Annotated in this window: 13 protein-coding genes; 2 read left to right on the top strand and 11 right to left on the bottom strand. The window is 42.3% G+C overall.

Annotation, left to right across the window (positions count from 1 at the left end; all coding sequences use genetic code 11):
* Position 1: 1 nt before the first annotated feature.
* From QUF86_RS07550 to QUF86_RS07500, 11 genes are all read right to left on the bottom strand, one after another.
* Positions 2 to 1123: a sensor histidine kinase gene (locus tag QUF86_RS07550; protein WP_289314450.1), complete on the bottom strand. Its 1122-nt coding sequence runs from the start codon at positions 1121 to 1123 to the stop codon at positions 2 to 4.
* Positions 1124 to 1217: 94 nt separating this feature from the next.
* Positions 1218 to 2264, bottom strand: coding sequence for a Delta(5) desaturase DesA (gene desA, locus QUF86_RS07545; RefSeq protein ID WP_289314449.1), 1047 nt, complete (start codon positions 2262 to 2264; stop codon positions 1218 to 1220).
* A gap of 351 nt (positions 2265 to 2615) precedes the next feature.
* Positions 2616 to 3323 (bottom strand): response regulator, encoded by a 708-nt coding sequence (locus QUF86_RS07540; protein WP_289333951.1) that lies wholly within the window; start codon positions 3321 to 3323, stop codon positions 2616 to 2618.
* Entirely contained in the window at positions 3320 to 4912 is a 1593-nt protein-coding gene (locus QUF86_RS07535; RefSeq protein WP_289333950.1) for an ATP-binding protein, read from the bottom strand. Before QUF86_RS07535 ends, QUF86_RS07540 begins: the two co-directional genes overlap by 4 nt.
* 78 nt (positions 4913 to 4990) lie before the next feature.
* Positions 4991 to 6517 carry a tripartite tricarboxylate transporter permease gene (locus tag QUF86_RS07530; RefSeq protein WP_289314446.1) on the bottom strand — a complete coding sequence of 509 codons (1527 nt, stop codon included), beginning with the start codon at positions 6515 to 6517 and terminating at the stop codon, positions 4991 to 4993.
* 18 nt (positions 6518 to 6535) lie between these two features.
* Positions 6536 to 6991, bottom strand: coding sequence for a tripartite tricarboxylate transporter TctB family protein (locus tag QUF86_RS07525; protein WP_289314445.1), 456 nt, complete (start codon positions 6989 to 6991; stop codon positions 6536 to 6538).
* A gap of 57 nt (positions 6992 to 7048) precedes the next feature.
* A complete protein-coding gene (locus tag QUF86_RS07520; RefSeq protein WP_289314444.1) occupies positions 7049 to 8071 on the bottom strand; it encodes a Bug family tripartite tricarboxylate transporter substrate binding protein in 1023 nt (340 codons plus the stop codon).
* A 157-nt stretch (positions 8072 to 8228) separates the two neighbouring features.
* Positions 8229 to 9155 (bottom strand): AEC family transporter, encoded by a 927-nt coding sequence (locus tag QUF86_RS07515; protein ID WP_289314443.1) that lies wholly within the window; start codon positions 9153 to 9155, stop codon positions 8229 to 8231.
* Between the two features lie 153 nt (positions 9156 to 9308).
* Positions 9309 to 10181: a LysR family transcriptional regulator gene (locus tag QUF86_RS07510; RefSeq protein WP_289333949.1), complete on the bottom strand. Its 873-nt coding sequence runs from the start codon at positions 10179 to 10181 to the stop codon at positions 9309 to 9311.
* A 175-nt stretch (positions 10182 to 10356) separates the two neighbouring features.
* Positions 10357 to 11154, bottom strand: coding sequence for a formate dehydrogenase accessory sulfurtransferase FdhD (gene fdhD / locus QUF86_RS07505; RefSeq protein WP_289333948.1), 798 nt, complete (start codon positions 11152 to 11154; stop codon positions 10357 to 10359).
* Between the two features lie 55 nt (positions 11155 to 11209).
* A complete protein-coding gene (locus QUF86_RS07500) occupies positions 11210 to 11572 on the bottom strand; it encodes a Na-translocating system protein MpsC family protein (protein WP_289318270.1) in 363 nt (120 codons plus the stop codon).
* Between the two features lie 333 nt (positions 11573 to 11905).
* On the opposite strand from QUF86_RS07500, the gene fdhF reads away from it, so the two are divergent.
* Positions 11906 to 14845: a formate dehydrogenase subunit alpha gene (gene fdhF / locus QUF86_RS07495; RefSeq protein WP_289333947.1), complete on the top strand. Its 2940-nt coding sequence runs from the start codon at positions 11906 to 11908 to the stop codon at positions 14843 to 14845.
* Positions 14846 to 14863: 18 nt separating this feature from the next.
* Positions 14864 to 15340 carry a helical membrane plugin domain-containing protein gene (locus QUF86_RS07490; protein ID WP_289333946.1) on the top strand — a complete coding sequence of 159 codons (477 nt, stop codon included), beginning with the start codon at positions 14864 to 14866 and terminating at the stop codon, positions 15338 to 15340.
* Positions 15341 to 15681 lie beyond the last annotated feature (341 nt).

Raw genomic sequence — 15681 nt, 5'->3', positions numbered from 1 at the left:
CCTATCCATTATTTTTTATAGCATTCGGAACCCTTATATAAAGTGTAGTTCCCTCAGTTGATTGAATATCCAGGCTGCCATTAACGAATTCAAGCCTTTCTTTCATACCTTGAAGTCCATTGCCTTTATAAAACTCTGATTTATGTGAAAGCCCCACTCCATTATCCTGGACTTTGATCGTCACTCCAGTCTGTAATTCCTCGATGACGATATTACAGGAGTCGGCCCGGCTATGTTTGACGATATTGGTCACAGCTTCTTTCAAGCACATGCTTAAAACCGTTTCAACAAGCAATGGGGTATCTTGCAATTCCGCAGTGCCTTCCAAATTGAAATCTATCTCTGCCGCTTTCAATATTTGCTTGACCCGGATGATTTCATCACTTAATTTGGCCCCACGCATTTCCGACACCATTTCCCGTACTTCCTTGAGTGCCGTCCTCGCCGTTTGACGGATATCCTTGATCTCCTTCTTAGCCGAATCCGGATTTAAATCAATCAATTTCCCTGCAAGGTCACTTTTCAAGCCAATCAAAGAAAGTTTTTGTCCAAGTGTATCATGTAAGTCACGGGCAATCCGTTGACGTTCTTCCATTTTGCCAAGCTCGGATATTCTTTTATTAGCATCTTCCAATTGTTCTTCAAGCCTATCCCGTTTATTCCGATTATATGTGTTGAATGGGAGAAGGATCACGCCCACTACACAAATGAGCATAAAGGGAAATTGCGAAAAGAAGGTAGGGTCCTTCATGATGAATCCAATATTGACAGACACGATGGTAGCTAATAGCTGAATCGAATACAATACGAAAAATCCGACCTTATTTTGAACATTCCCAATAAAAAATGCTAAGAAAAGCGAAAAGTAAATGTAGCTGAAAAATATGGTCATGGATATGGATATGACTATTTGTATCGCCGTCCATACGTATACGGGCCATCCCTTCGAAACGAATGAGAGACCATATGATATGAAAAACAAAATGATCATGACGATTCCAAAGACAATCTCCAACATCGAAGAAGATTTGAAAATAAAATAAAAAGGTAGGATACAAAAAATGATCCAGACATAAGGGCTCAGCCCTGTGTTCTTGGGAAAGATATGATACCAACTTTGCATGGCGCCGCCTCTATTTCTTTTTACCCTAGTATATACTAAGGAGTTTCATCAAAAAACCACCCAATGGAAATTGAATGGTTTTTTGATGAACTATTTATTTTTCTTGAAGACTTGGACGTTTATTATTGATTTCCACCTTTGATTTTGTTTCATTTAGACGTTCCTTAATCTCTTTAAAACTTACAAACGTCTTGTTTTCTCCATCATAAAGGCGGAAGCGAAGCGATTTTAAACTTGAACTAAGGGTGATTGTCGTTGCCTGCTGCAAAGGCAGGGTGGAATCATGGACTTTTTCCAGATTATAGTTCGGCACCCTTGGACTAAGATGATGCACGTGGTGGAAACCGATATTACCGGTTACCCATTGCAAAACCTTTGGAAGCTTATAATAAGAACTTCCATCAATGGCAGCCTTCACGTAATCCCATTCCGATTCCTCTTCGAAATAAGAATCTTCGAACTGATGCTGTACATAAAACAGCCAGATACCCAGTGATCCCGTTACAAAAAGCATCGGTACCTGGATCATCAGGAATGCCTGCCATCCGATAGCCAAGCATAAAAGACCATAAATTGCCACGATTGCGGCATTTGTCAAATACGTATTCATCCGTTCCTTCTTTTTAGCGCCTTTTTTATTCAGACGATTCGATACAAGAAATAGATAAAATGGACCTAATCCAAACATGACGATCGGATTTCTATATAAACGGTAAGCCAGACGCCCCCAGAATGAAGCGGCTATATATTCATCAACGGTCATGATCCAAATATCTCCTGTACCGCGTTTGTTTAAATTACTGCTTGTGGCATGATGTATGGAATGGCTATGCTTCCATTGCTCATACGGAAATAATGTAACGATTCCACTGATTGTACCCAGGATGCTATTCGCTTTCCTGCTTTTGAAAAACGATTGATGACAGCAATCATGGAAAATGATGAAAATCCTGACTACGAATCCTGAAGCCAGGACGGCCAATGCAAGTGTCAGCCAGTATGAAATGGTTAAGCTTTGATAAGCTAAAAACCATAACAGGAAAAATGGCGGAAATGTATTTATAAGCTGTTTCACACTTGATTTAGTATTGGATTTTTCAAAAGGGGCAATATCTTTTCTCAATTGTTTATGATTACTCATGATTTCCTCCTCATATATTTTATATAGAACTTGGAGTGTTTTAATAGCTTGCATATTTCGCAAACCTTAGTTATGCCTTGGCAGCATTTGTTCCTTAAGTATAGGATTAATAACCGATCTTCTATAGTCATAAACGTCAATTTACTGGCATGACAAATGTCATATACTTGTCTACTTCATCACTTTTCACACGTATTTTTTCCTTTTCCATCATTTTTACCCCTCAAAAAACAAAATCCCATCAACCAAACCACATTTATTCAAATTCCAATATCCGAATGCCGATTCAAATACAGCCAAATATTTATTCGATTAAACACAAAAAAAAGATCCGCCACCTGGCGAACCCATTCAAAACTTGATGGCGTAAACCCGTTCTGGCCGGCCTACCGTGCCATAGGTTAAATCGGCATCAATTTTTTCCTCGGATATCAAGTGTTCAAGATAACGTCTTGCCGTTGTCCTGCTCACTCCGATTTCCTTTGCCACTATCTCGGCAGTTAACCCAGGGGAGGCTTTCCCCAACACAACCATCACCTTCTCCAAGGTCATCCGATCGATCCCTTTTGGCAGTGAAGTCTTTTCCCTTTCCTTTTCATTCATTTCCTTCCGTAAAAGCTTATCAACCTGTTGCTGCGTTACGGGGAAATTGCCCTTTTCCATTTCAGACAATTTTATATAATACTCTTGATATCGGCACAAGGACTGCTTGAAACGCTCAAATGCGACAGGCTTGATAATATAATCAAATATGCCGATTTTGATGGCTTCCTGGACTTTTTCGATTTCTTTAGCTGCCGTTATCATAATGACATCCATTTGTTTGCTTTGCTGCTTGATTTCTTTCAAGATATCGAGCCCATTCATATCCGGAAAGTACATATCGAGCAGTAATAGATCCGGCTGCATGATTTCAATGAAGCTTTTAGCCTCGACATAACTTGACGCGATCCCGACCGTTTGAAACCCCTCGATTTTTTCGATGAATAGCTTTTGTATCTCGGCAATCCGTAAGTCATCTTCTACGATCAAAACTTCTATATCGCGATTGGCCTTCATTTAATCCCCCCTCTGTTTTTTGGTATGGCTACGGTAAAGATCGTATATTCCCCTTCTTTCGTCGAAAAAGTGATAGATCCTCCTAATCCATCAATCGCTTCCTGAACTAGGCTCAACCCTATACCTGAATTTGTTTGATGATTTTTCGTCGTAAAACCGTTCTGGAAAATCCGTTCGGTAACATCCGAATTCATTCCTCTTCCATTATCTTCAACTTCGATGATCAGCTCTTTACCCAAGTCCGTGACGAATAACGAAACCCTTTTTTCCTCCCTTTCGTTTTCCCGTACAGCTTCGAAGGCATTATTGATAAGGTTGCCGATGATCGTAACTAATAAATCCCGATCTATTTCGGACGGAATATCCTTAAAACTGCTCTCTCTATCAATTGTAAAATCAATTTTCAGCTCGCTGGCTAAACTTACCTTCCCTAGGATGAACCCAGCAATAATTGGATCAGGAACTTCCTTCATGAGAAAGTGAATGAAGCCTTGGGTAACATCGACTTCCTTCGATATGAAATCCATCGCTTCTTTATGGGATCCCAGTTGAATCAAACCTAGTAAAGTATAAAGCCGATTGGAATATTCATGTGTCTGGGCCCTCAGCCCTTCTGCATAAGCCTTAACATGTGATAGTTCTTGAAGGAGATTGGATAGTTCAGATTTATTCCTCAAACTTGCAACCGCACCGATGACTTCACCCTGTCCATTCAAAATGGGAATCCGGCTAGCCAAAAAAATTTCACCGTCAATCATGAATTCTTGATCATACTCGGCCTGTGCCGTGCTGACTACATCAAGCAAATGTGTATTCGTTATGACTTCTTCAATTTTTTGCCCGCGAAGCATGATGTCTTTAGGGATATGTAGGATTTTATGCGCCGTTTCATTGACGACGGTGATTCTCCCATGAACATCAATGGCAATGATACCTTCATGAATCGATTCCAAAATGGCATGCTTCTCTTGAAACATCCAGGCAATCTCTTTTGGCTCCAGTCCCAATATCGCCTTTTTTATATTGAATGAAATGAAAAAGGCTATCAATAGACCTCCGATTAAGATAAAAGAGATGGTCCATACTATCTTTCTTTGTATTCTGGACACTTCTTTTTCAATATCATCCTGAAGGTAGCCAACAGAGACTACACCAATGACTTTTCCATTTGCCATTATCGGGGATTTCCCCCTTATGGAAGGACCCAATGTCCCAGTTGACTCCGTGATGATGGATTTCCCATTCCAAACCTCGCCATTATCTCCCCCTACCATTTTCTTCCCGATCAAGTTAGGATCTGGATGGGACAGCCGTTTTTCATTCTCATCTCCTATTACTATAAATTCCGCATCGATCTGCCTGCGAATCTTTTCCGCAATGGGCTGAATGATTACAGAAGGATTATCATTTCGAAAAGCTTGTTTAATTTCAGGCAGCAAAGAAATGGTCTGGGCAACCGACAATGCTTTTTCCCCTGTTTCCTGTTTCAGGTTATTTTCTAAGATATTTATAAAAATAACTTCAAAGATTCCACCCATTAAGATGATTAACGTACAGATGCCCAGCATCAACTTGGTGTGTAAACGCATTCAATCACCTCTTCTACATCATATAAAAAAAAACCCCTTTAAAAAAGGGGTTTTTTCATAACATTCAGAAAATATGCATTAACCTTCAATATTGATAACAACATCCTTCCCTCTCTTCTTAAGTAAAACCGGAATGAGCAGCCATAATGCCGTTACAATCAGGAAGGTCAGGGAAAGCGGCCGAGTGAAAAACAAACTGTAATCCCCATCGGATATCGTCAATGCCCTGCGCATATTATTTTCTATCATCGGCCCTAAAACCAGCCCTAATACCAATGGGGCGATTGGATAATCATTTTTACTTAAGAAATATCCCAAGACCCCGCATCCTAATAATAGCAATAAATCATAAGTCGATACTTGTACCGCATAAACGCCAAAAATGGAAATCGCGATAATGATCGGAATCAAATATTTCTTTGGCGTTTCAATGATTTTCGCAAAAACCTTAACGAGCGGGAGATTAAGGATGAGGAGCATCAAATTCCCAATGAACATACTGGCGATGAGACCCCAGGCCACCTGAGGATGATCCTCGAATAATAATGGACCTGGCTGAACATTGTACATCATGAGCGCCCCCATTAAAATGGCCGTTGTACCGGAACCTGGAATTCCCAGTGTCAATAATGGGATCATCGCCCCCCCGGATGCCGCGTTATTGGCCGTTTCAGGTCCAGCCACTCCAGCAATCGTCCCCGTACCAAATTTCCCAGGTTTTTTTGAAATCCGTTTTTCCATAAGGTATGAGAAGAAAGAAGCAAGAGTGGCCCCTGCACCAGGCAGGATTCCTACAAAGAAACCCAAGAGCGATCCCCGGGCAATGGGACCCGCAGATTCCTTGAATTCTTCTTTGGAAGGAATCAAATTATTGATTTTCGCGATTTCCCCATCTTCCTCTTCTTTTTCCAAGATTGTCTTGAATACTTCTCCAAGGGCGAATAGTCCCACTGCAATCGTCAGGAATTCGACCCCTTGATATAGCCATGGTATATCGAATGTAAAACGGGCGATGCCTGATACATTATCAATGCCGATCGTCGCGATCAACAAACCGCAAACCGTCATGATCAGTGCCTTGGTTACGGATTTTCCGGCGAGACCACTGACAGCCGCCAGCCCTAGAAGCATGAGCGAAAAATACTCAGCCGGACCGAATTTGATGGCAATCGTCGATAATGGCTGAGCTAAGGCAATCATGGCGATAAGGGTGACGATCCCTCCAACGAAAGAACCGATGGCCGATATGGATAAAGCACTCCCCGCTCTGCCCTTCTTCGCCATTTGGTAGCCATCCAATGTGGTGACGACAGAAGAAGATTCGCCCGGTGTATTCAATAAGATGGAAGTTGTCGACCCTCCATACATCGCTCCATAATAAACACCAGCAAGTAAAATGATGGCGCTTGTCGCCGCTTGCTCTGGTGGAAGTCCGCCTGTAATGGAAGCAGTTACCGGAATTAAAAGAGCCACACCGCTCATCGGCCCGATTCCCGGCAAAACGCCAACTGCCGTTCCAATCAATACTCCGACAAATGCAAAAAGTATGTTATACCATGTAAGTGCCGTTTCAAATCCTTGAATTAAATAATCAAAAGTGCCCACTTGCCATCCCCCTTCCTTTTATGAAAACCAGATTGGCCAACCCGGCAGTGTTCCCTTTAAAACATTCACGAATAAAAAATAGATGATTCCGGAAAACCCTGCGGATATGATGAGCGATGTCACCCACTTATTCCGTTCCATCGTTTGAAAGCAAACAAACAAAAAGAGGAAGGTCGTAATGACATATCCTATCGTTTCCAATGTCAAAATATAAATCAATGTGGAGAGTACAATGATGATAAAGGGCTTATATTCAAACTTTTCCTTACTCGATTCCTGCCTCTTGCCCCGATATGACTCATAGAACAAGCGAATGCTTAAAGCAGCAAGGACGAGCCCCAGTACAAAAGGGAAAATGTCCGGTCCTACCGAACTTCCATAAGAAGAACTGGCCAGTTTCCTGCTTCCAATCATAAACAGCACTCCGACAGCCAGAAAGGCTACAGATGCAAAGCGATCAAATTTCACGTCCATCCTTATCCCTCCATTTCAGAAAATAAGAAGAAGGTGAAAGCACCTCCTTCTTCTCCATTATTTTTCCATGCCTAAAGCTTCCAATAATTGCTGTACCTGTTTCTCCTGTTCTTCTAAAAACTTGCTGAATTCTTCACTATTTTTATATTCTTGTTCCCATCCTTGAACTTCCACTTCCTTTTTCCATTCAGAAGTTTCCACTAACTTTGCAATGGATCCGTCCCAAAAGGTTTTCGCTTCCTCGGACATATTCTGAGGTCCAAAAACGCCTCTCCAAATCGTGAATTCCGCATCAACACCCTGTTCCTTTGCAGTCGGTATGTCTTTTAGATCTCCACCCAAACGTTCAGTCGAGGTTACGGCCAACACTCTAATCTTTCCTGCCTTTAAAAATTCCCTGACACTGGATGCATCCGTTCCGATTACATCCGCATTTCCACCAAGCAATGCCGTAATCGCTTCCCCGCCACCGTCGTACGAGACGTACTTAAGTTCTGTTGGATTCAAACCATATTCATAGGCTGGAAGAATGGAAATCAAATGATCCATGGATCCCGGAGCCGATCCTCCTGCAAAAGTTAACTTACGCGGATCTTTCTTCACCACTTCCAGCACTGATTTCAAATCCTTGAATTCAGAATCCGCCTTTACCACTATCGCTCCATAATCCTTTGTCAGCTGCGCCAAAGGAGTCGTATTTTTATATCCATAAGGACTGTTGCCCTCTTTTTTAAGGTTATTGATGATGACAGGCGGTGAATTCACGAACAGCATGTCATTATTATCCGCTTGCTGTGTTGCATAATCCGCCATGAAGACAGCACCCCCGCCACCGGGTTTGTTTTCAACGGTTAATGGCTGGTCCACCAGTTTTGTCTCAGCCAAGACCTTAGTAAATGAACGGGCGGTTAAATCCCATCCCCCGCCTGCACCCGACGGAGCAACGATCGTTATGGCCTTTTTCGGATAACCTGTACTTTCTTTCTTTTCTCCCGACGTATCCGAACTGCTGCATGCACCTAAACTTAAAGCTAACGAACCTGCCAATATGACTGCAGAAATCTTTTTACGAGAAAACATATGAATCCCCCTTTTGAAAGCGTTTTCTTAATTCTACAAAAATATCTTCCACATCTTTAATTATCCACCTAAAATACATAAATTCCATAATCTCCATATTGTTCATAAAGTTTTATGGGGAGACATTGGGAAAAGACTGCCCATGAGAGCAGCCCTGCTAAAATAGTATTTTTGATAGATATACGACCATCGTTACCGTTATACTGCTGAATAAAGTCGACATCAAGACCGCCTGTGCCGCATATTCCGGATGGTTATCATATTCCAAAGCGAATAATGCGCTGTTTCTTGATGTTGGAAATGAGCTTGCGATGAATAATCCCTGAGCGACAGTCCCTTCCAATCCCAGCATGAGAATGATAAGGAATGCGATGGATGGTGAGAGTATTAAGCGTCCAATCAAGCTAAGGATAAGCGGAAGCGGGAAATGCGTAATTTTCAAGTAGGCACTCTGAGCACCCAATGTAATCAGGGCAATCGCTATGAAAGCACTCGCGATATTATCGATCGGGGTCCATAAGAACAGAGGAATATCGAAAGAAGCAGCCTGTAAAAGAAAACCGAGTAATAGAGCATAAATGACTGGATTCTTCAAAAACTCACGAATGGCACCCTTTGCACTTTTTGTATGGACGGAAACGGAATTCATCAATCCATAGGTATAGGTCAACAGGTTTTGAAAAATGATCACGATGACTTGGATCGACAGGCCAAGAGGATTGCCATGAAAAACCATCTGGCTGACGGGTAACCCGAAATTGGCTGAGTTATTCAGGACCACACTATTTTTAAACGTGGCAGAAAGACTTTGATCAAATCGGGCAAGTTTAGCAATCACTGTACTCACGATGATGAGGCTTAATGCTTGAAGAGCAAGGAAGCTGAATATCTGGACAATCATCCCCCCGCCCATGTTGCTTTGATAGATATTGACAAAGCTAATGGCCGGCATGAGCAGGAAGTGATTCAATTTAGACAGCGTATTCATATCCAGTTTGAATTTACGATGAAGGATGGCCCCCGCCCCTATAAGGAAAAAGACCGGCACAATGACATTCAATACGATTAGAAATAGGACACTCATTTGACTTCCTCTCCATTCCATAGGCAAGGTCCTGATGATTTATATCTCCCATCTATCATAATGCCGGGAAAACCATAATTAAAATACTAATAAATTATCGTTAACCATTCAAAAATGGAATGATGAAAAAGCACAGAAGTTTCTGCGCTTCATTTAAATATCCCTCATGAAATCGACACCTTTGACAAATTGGACAAACTCTTTGACCAGTTTTAATTCCAGCGACTTTTCATGATATAACATCCACGTATTCCTAATAAGGGGATTACCTTGCTTATCCAAAAGGTCCCATTGACGGAGATTTTGGTATTTCTCCAATAAAACGCTAGGAAGAATCCCATACCCCAACCCATTCCTGACCATTTCTTTGCATGTATCCCCTTTGTCCACTTCCATCCCCACCAATGGAGGTCCTGCAAAATTGTCTCTCCACCAATTATCGATCATTGTTTTTAAAAGGGCATCGGTCCCATAATCGATCCTCGGCAATGAAGGCAGGTCCCGGACCTCTATTTTTTCCTTAGAAGCAATACAAATCGTTTCCTCAAAAAGATGGTGCCTTGACCCGGACCATTGATAGTCCCCCCGAACGATCCCGACATGCACTTCTTCCTTATAAATGAGGTTCAGTACTTCTTTACTCCATCCGGTAGTCACCTGGAAATCCACTTTAGGATATCGCTCACGGAATATTTTTAACAGGCCAGGCAATTTATGCAGCGTAATATAGTTGGAAACACCCAGCCGTAATGTTCCACTGATCTCCTGACCCATATTGAACGCTGTCTCTTTTATCTGACGGAGCCGGATCAGCATCTCATCTGCACAGATGGCCAGATACTCCCCTTGAGGGGTGAACTGCACTCCTCTTGTTCCCCGCTCTACAATCTTTAAATTGAATTCCTTCTCTATTTGTTGAATTCGTTTCGTTAGAGAGGGTTGCGAGATATATAAACTTTGCGCCGTTTTAGTAATATTCTTGTGTTCATGCAACACCTTTAAAATATGCCAATCCCTTTCGTTCATAACCCTTCCCCCGATACGCTTTTCCTTGAATGCTTTATCCAAACTGTATCACAAAAGGCCTGATGGATATATCCTTTTACAAAGACAAAAAAGCCCAAGCCATGCCGGCAAGGACTTTCCCTTAAAGCGCATTCCCCAACCCGCCTTAGGAGCAGCATCTTTCAGCGGAGGATAATCAGTCATTCAATTGAATTCTTTCAGGGCAGGTATAGATATTCAGTGAATCATTACGAATGAACCCGACCGTGGTGATCCCCAATCCTTCAGCCAACTCCAAAGCCAATTCGGTTGGAGCGGATTTCGAGAGTATCAGTTCACAGCCGATCTTCGCCACTTTCAAGAGAATTTCCGATGAAATCCGGCCGCTGAACACGATGGCTTTCCCTTCTATCGAAATACCATTTTTCAAGCAATGGCCGTATATTTTGTCCAAGGCGTTATGCCTTCCAATGTCCATCCTGCTTAATACGAGGCCATCGACATCACATAATGCGGCATTGTGAACTCCGCCTGTATTCTGGAAGGTGACAGCAGAATTTTGTAAATCCTTCATCAAGCGGAAGCAGTCATCAGGAGTCAATTTTACCGAAACATGATCCATTTTCTTGGCAGTCAATGCATCATTCACAAAGACGAATCCCTGTCTGCTCATCCCGCAGCAAGATGTGATATACCGCTTATTTTGAAAGTCCTGGTAGTAAGGGTTCACTTTATCCGTCTTCACATGGACAAAGCCTTCTTTTTCCTGGACCCAGATTCCTGTTATCTCTTCATATTTTTTGATGATGCCTTCCGAAGCCAAATAACCAATCACCATATCTTCGATGTATTCAGGTGTACAAACCATCGTGACAAATTCCTGGCCATTTATTTTCACAGTAACGGGAAACTCCGTTACGACCGTATCTTCCGTTCGCTCCATGTTACCTTTGGTTATCCGGATGATGTCCCTCTTCATTTCAATCGCTTTCATGTTCCCACTCCTTTTAATATCCAGGAGCCAATTGACCAATATGTAAGGAACATGGTCAATGCCCGTTGAGTTTGTCAGCAATATTCTTATCAAATACAAATACGGAAATCGCTATGTTCTCTTTGATTTTGATGTCTGAAAACAAATGGACCAGTTTAGCTCCAACCAGTTCTTCCATTCCATCAGGAGGACTCTCTGAATACACATCCTGTATCATTTTGGTTCGTGCTGAATGGACCATGTCCCTTCCTTCCTCTGATCTTGATATGAACATTTCCGTAGGAGTCAAATTCCCATATAGTGTAGTAACGGCCATATTATCGACGAAAACCGTGTGTATGCGGTCTGGTCCTTTACCGAAGAGTTCCTTGCGCAGCTTACGAATCATATCATTGAATTCATGAATACCTTTTGACACCCTTACGTCACTCCAATTCAAGGAAATTAAGTTCTCAATTGTCTTATCATAAAACAACGCGAAGAAAAACGAAAGGCATTTGGGAATGATAACCTCCATCAAGGATTGTTTCTCCTTAAAATTAAAGTTATAATATCAAAGAGGAAAGTTGGGAGCATAATAGTGTACTGTTGTGTCCCCATCTTTTTTAAAATTATCCATTATGGTATGGATTGGTATATTGGCAAGCATTGCTATTAAACTATTCCACCATGACCTACACTTCCGTTCAGAGCCGGAGGTGTGATCATGGTGGTTTTTTGCGTGTTTTTGGCTATAAAAGGGGGATATATAATGAGCGATTCAAACATCACCATCAAAATCAATGGAATGGATTATACCGCTAAAAACGGTGCGACAATACTGGAAGTCATCAATCAAAATGAGATAGCCCATCCACAGATTTGTTATGTACCTGAAGTGGATCCGATCCAAACGTGCGACACATGCATCGTCGAGGTTAACGGGAAACTCGTCCGATCATGTTCCACACCTGCAATGAACGGCATGGATATTGCCTTGGACTCAAACAAGGCAAAAGAAGCCCAAACCGAAGCCATGGACCGTATCCTGGAAAATCATTCTTTATACTGTACTGTATGTGATAATAATAACGGAAATTGTAAACTGCATAACACAGCAGAATTAATGGAAATTGAGCACCAAAAATATCCTTACACACCTAAAGTGGAATTGGGTGCCGTCGATATGTCCCATCCGTTTTATCGCTATGATGCCAATCAATGCATCGCATGCGGGCAGTGTGTTGAAGTCTGCCAAAACCTTCAGGTCAATGAGACTCTGTCCATCGACTGGGAAGCAGAACGCCCTCGGGTAATCTGGGATGAAGGAACGGAAATCAATAACTCATCTTGTGTAGGCTGCGGACAGTGTGTAACCATTTGTCCTTGTAATGCTTTAATGGAAAAATCGATGCTTGGTGAGGCTGGTTTCATGTCAGGTTTGAAAAACGATATGCTTGAACCAATGATTGACCTTGTTAAAGAAGTGGAACCTGGATACAGCGGGATTTTTGCCATTTCGGAAATTGAAGCGGCAATGCGTGAAACACGGACGAAGAAGACAAAAACGGTCTGTACGTTCTGTGGGGTAGGATGCACATTCGAAGTCTGGACCAAAGGCCGTAAAATCCTTAAAGTCGAACCTACTCATGAAGGCCCCGTTAATGCGATTTCCACTTGTGTTAAAGGAAAATTCGGTTGGGACTTCGTAAACTCGGAAAAACGTTTGACCAAGCCCCTGATTCGTAAAAATGGAAGATTCGTTGAATCAAGCTGGGATGAAGCACTTGATTTGGTTGCATCCAGACTCGGTTCGATCAAACAGCAATACGGTGGAAATTCAGTAGGCTTCATTTCCTCATCCAAGATCACGAATGAAGAAAACTATGTAATTCAAAAACTTGCACGGCAAATGTTTGAAACGAATAACGTCGACAATTGCTCTCGTTATTGCCAATCCCCGGCAACAGACGGATTGTTCCGTACAGTCGGCATGGGTGGAGATGCTGGTACGATTAAAGATATCGCCGCCGCAGGTCTCGTCATCATCGTTGGGGCTAACCCGGCAGAAGGACATCCGGTTCTGGCGACTCGAGTTAAACGGGCCCATAAGCTTCACGGACAGAAACTGATCGTTGCGGACATTCGTAAAAATGAAATGGCCGAGCGTTCTGACATCCATATCAGTCCAAAACAAGGTACAGACCAAGTTTGGCTGATGGCCGTTACAAAATATATGATCGATCAAAGCTGGCATGATCAAGAATTCATCAATGAAAATGTTAACTTCTTTGATGATTATAAAGAAGTACTTGAGAAATATACCCTGGAATATGCAGAACTGAACACAGGTATTTCAAAAAAAACATTGATCCAAATAGCTGAAAGCATTCGCGATGCAGATGGTACATGCATTCTCTGGGGAATGGGCGTAACACAAAACACTGGTGCTTCCGATACGTCGGCTGCAATTTCCAACCTGCTTTTAGCTACAGGTAACTACCGTCGCCCAGGAGCGGGAGCTTATCCGCTTCGCGGCCACAACAATGTACAGGGCGCTTGCGATATGGGCACCCTTCCAACATGGCTTCCAGGATATCAGCATGTTACCGATGATGCGGCACGCGCTAAATTCGAAAAAGCTTATGGGGTGAAAATCGACAGCAAACCAGGCATGAACAATATCGAAATGCTCGAAGCGATTGATAAAGGCGACATGAAAGCCATGTATCTTGTAGGTGAAGATATGGCACTCGTTGATGCGGATGCAAACCATGTCGATAAAGTGTTATCAGGATTGGATTTCTTTGTTGTCCAGGATATTTTCCTCTCAAGGACAGCACAATATGCTGACGTGGTATTACCCGGAGCTCCATCTCTTGAAAAAGACGGAACGTTCACCAATACAGAGCGCCGTGTACAGCGTTTATATAAAGCCCTTCCAACTTTGGGAGATTCTAAAGCGGACTGGGAGATCACTCAAGAGATCGCCAACCGCTTAGGTGCGAATTGGGACTACACCCATCCCAGTGAAATCTATGATGAAATGGCAAGCCTGTCACCAATATTCAGCCAAGCGAATTACGAGGTGCTGGAAGGATGGAACAGCTTCCTATGGGGAAGCCATGATGGATCAAACACGCCGCTTCTTTATGTGGATGGCTTCAATTTCCCTGATAAGAAAGCACGCTTTGCACTGGCTGACTGGGTGGAACCGCATAAATTTCCAGAAGAATATGACCTTCATATCAATAATGGACGCATGCTCGAGCATTTCCATGAAGGAAATATGACGAACAAATCCAATGGCATCCAATCGAAAGTACCTGACATTTTCGTTGAGGTTTCACCAGAACTTGCTAAAGAACGTAAAGTCAGTGATGGCGGACTCGTTCGCTTAGTGTCGCCATTCGGGGCCGTTAAATTAAAAGTCCTGATCACAGACCGTGTAAAAAATAATGAACTATTTTTACCGATGAACTCAGTCGATAAAGACTCAGCCATTAACTTCCTGACTGGTCCCATCTATGATCAACGTACAAACACGCCCGCTTACAAACAGACGATGGTCCGTATGGAAGTATTAAGTGCAAGCGGAGATATCCCATTACCGGGTACCAACCCACGGAATAAAAAACGTCATCCTCAAAACGGTGTCGAGGTTGAACGTAAGTGGGCTCGTCCAGGGTATGTTCACTTAACGGAAAAATAAACGAGGAGGGTGAAGATCATGGCAGCTCCCATTACGGAAATCCATAATCCCATTACTGAGGAAGAAATGAAGCTTCAAAAACTAGAAGAACTGAAAACGCTGATCACCAACAATGAAGATGCACTAAACAATATGTTTAAAATTGTCAATGAACTGAATGAATCCGGAGTATTCGAAGCTGCGACCTCCATGCTTCAAGGAAAAGAACAAATTGCCAAAATCGCACTTCAACAAGTCACAAGACAACCTGTAACAAACCTGATCAATACCCTTATGGGGGCAACAGGAGCCTTGATGAATGCCGATGCCGCACAATCCACGAAACTGCTTAACAGTGCCCTGGCAGGAATCGATGAAGGAAACAAATTCCTTCAGGCCGATAAAAAGATCGGCGTTTTGGATTTAATGAAAACGTTAAATGATCCAGACATAAACCGGGCAATCGGCTTTGGCGTCCACTTCCTAAAGGGAATGGGCAAGGAATTAAAAGAATAGAATCAGAAAAAAGACTTAAGAGAAGTTCATGCTTCTTTTGAGTCTTTTTTCTATCATGTAGGACGATATTGAATAAAACAAAAGGATGGACTCTGGCAGCAATTAAGATCGATGGAATAATGTCCATGGATCTATTACTCCTATTGAAAATCCAACCAGCGCATAGGTAGTAAAAGAAGCTCTTAATAATAATAGTTAAAACTGCCCTTAAGAGTATGGATTGGTAATGATGCTGCTAATCAAATTGATGAAGCTACATCAACTCTAAATAATGTTAAAATATGAAGCATTAGCTTGTTGCGTAATGGCTTAGTTGCTGCAAAAGTAAAACGAACAACTGC

The organism is Peribacillus sp. NJ11 (assembly GCF_030348405.1).
GTDB lineage: Bacteria > Bacillota > Bacilli > Bacillales > DSM-1321 > Peribacillus.
Note: the sequence above shows the minus strand (reverse complement) of the source record. Positions and strands in the feature narration are given on the sequence as shown.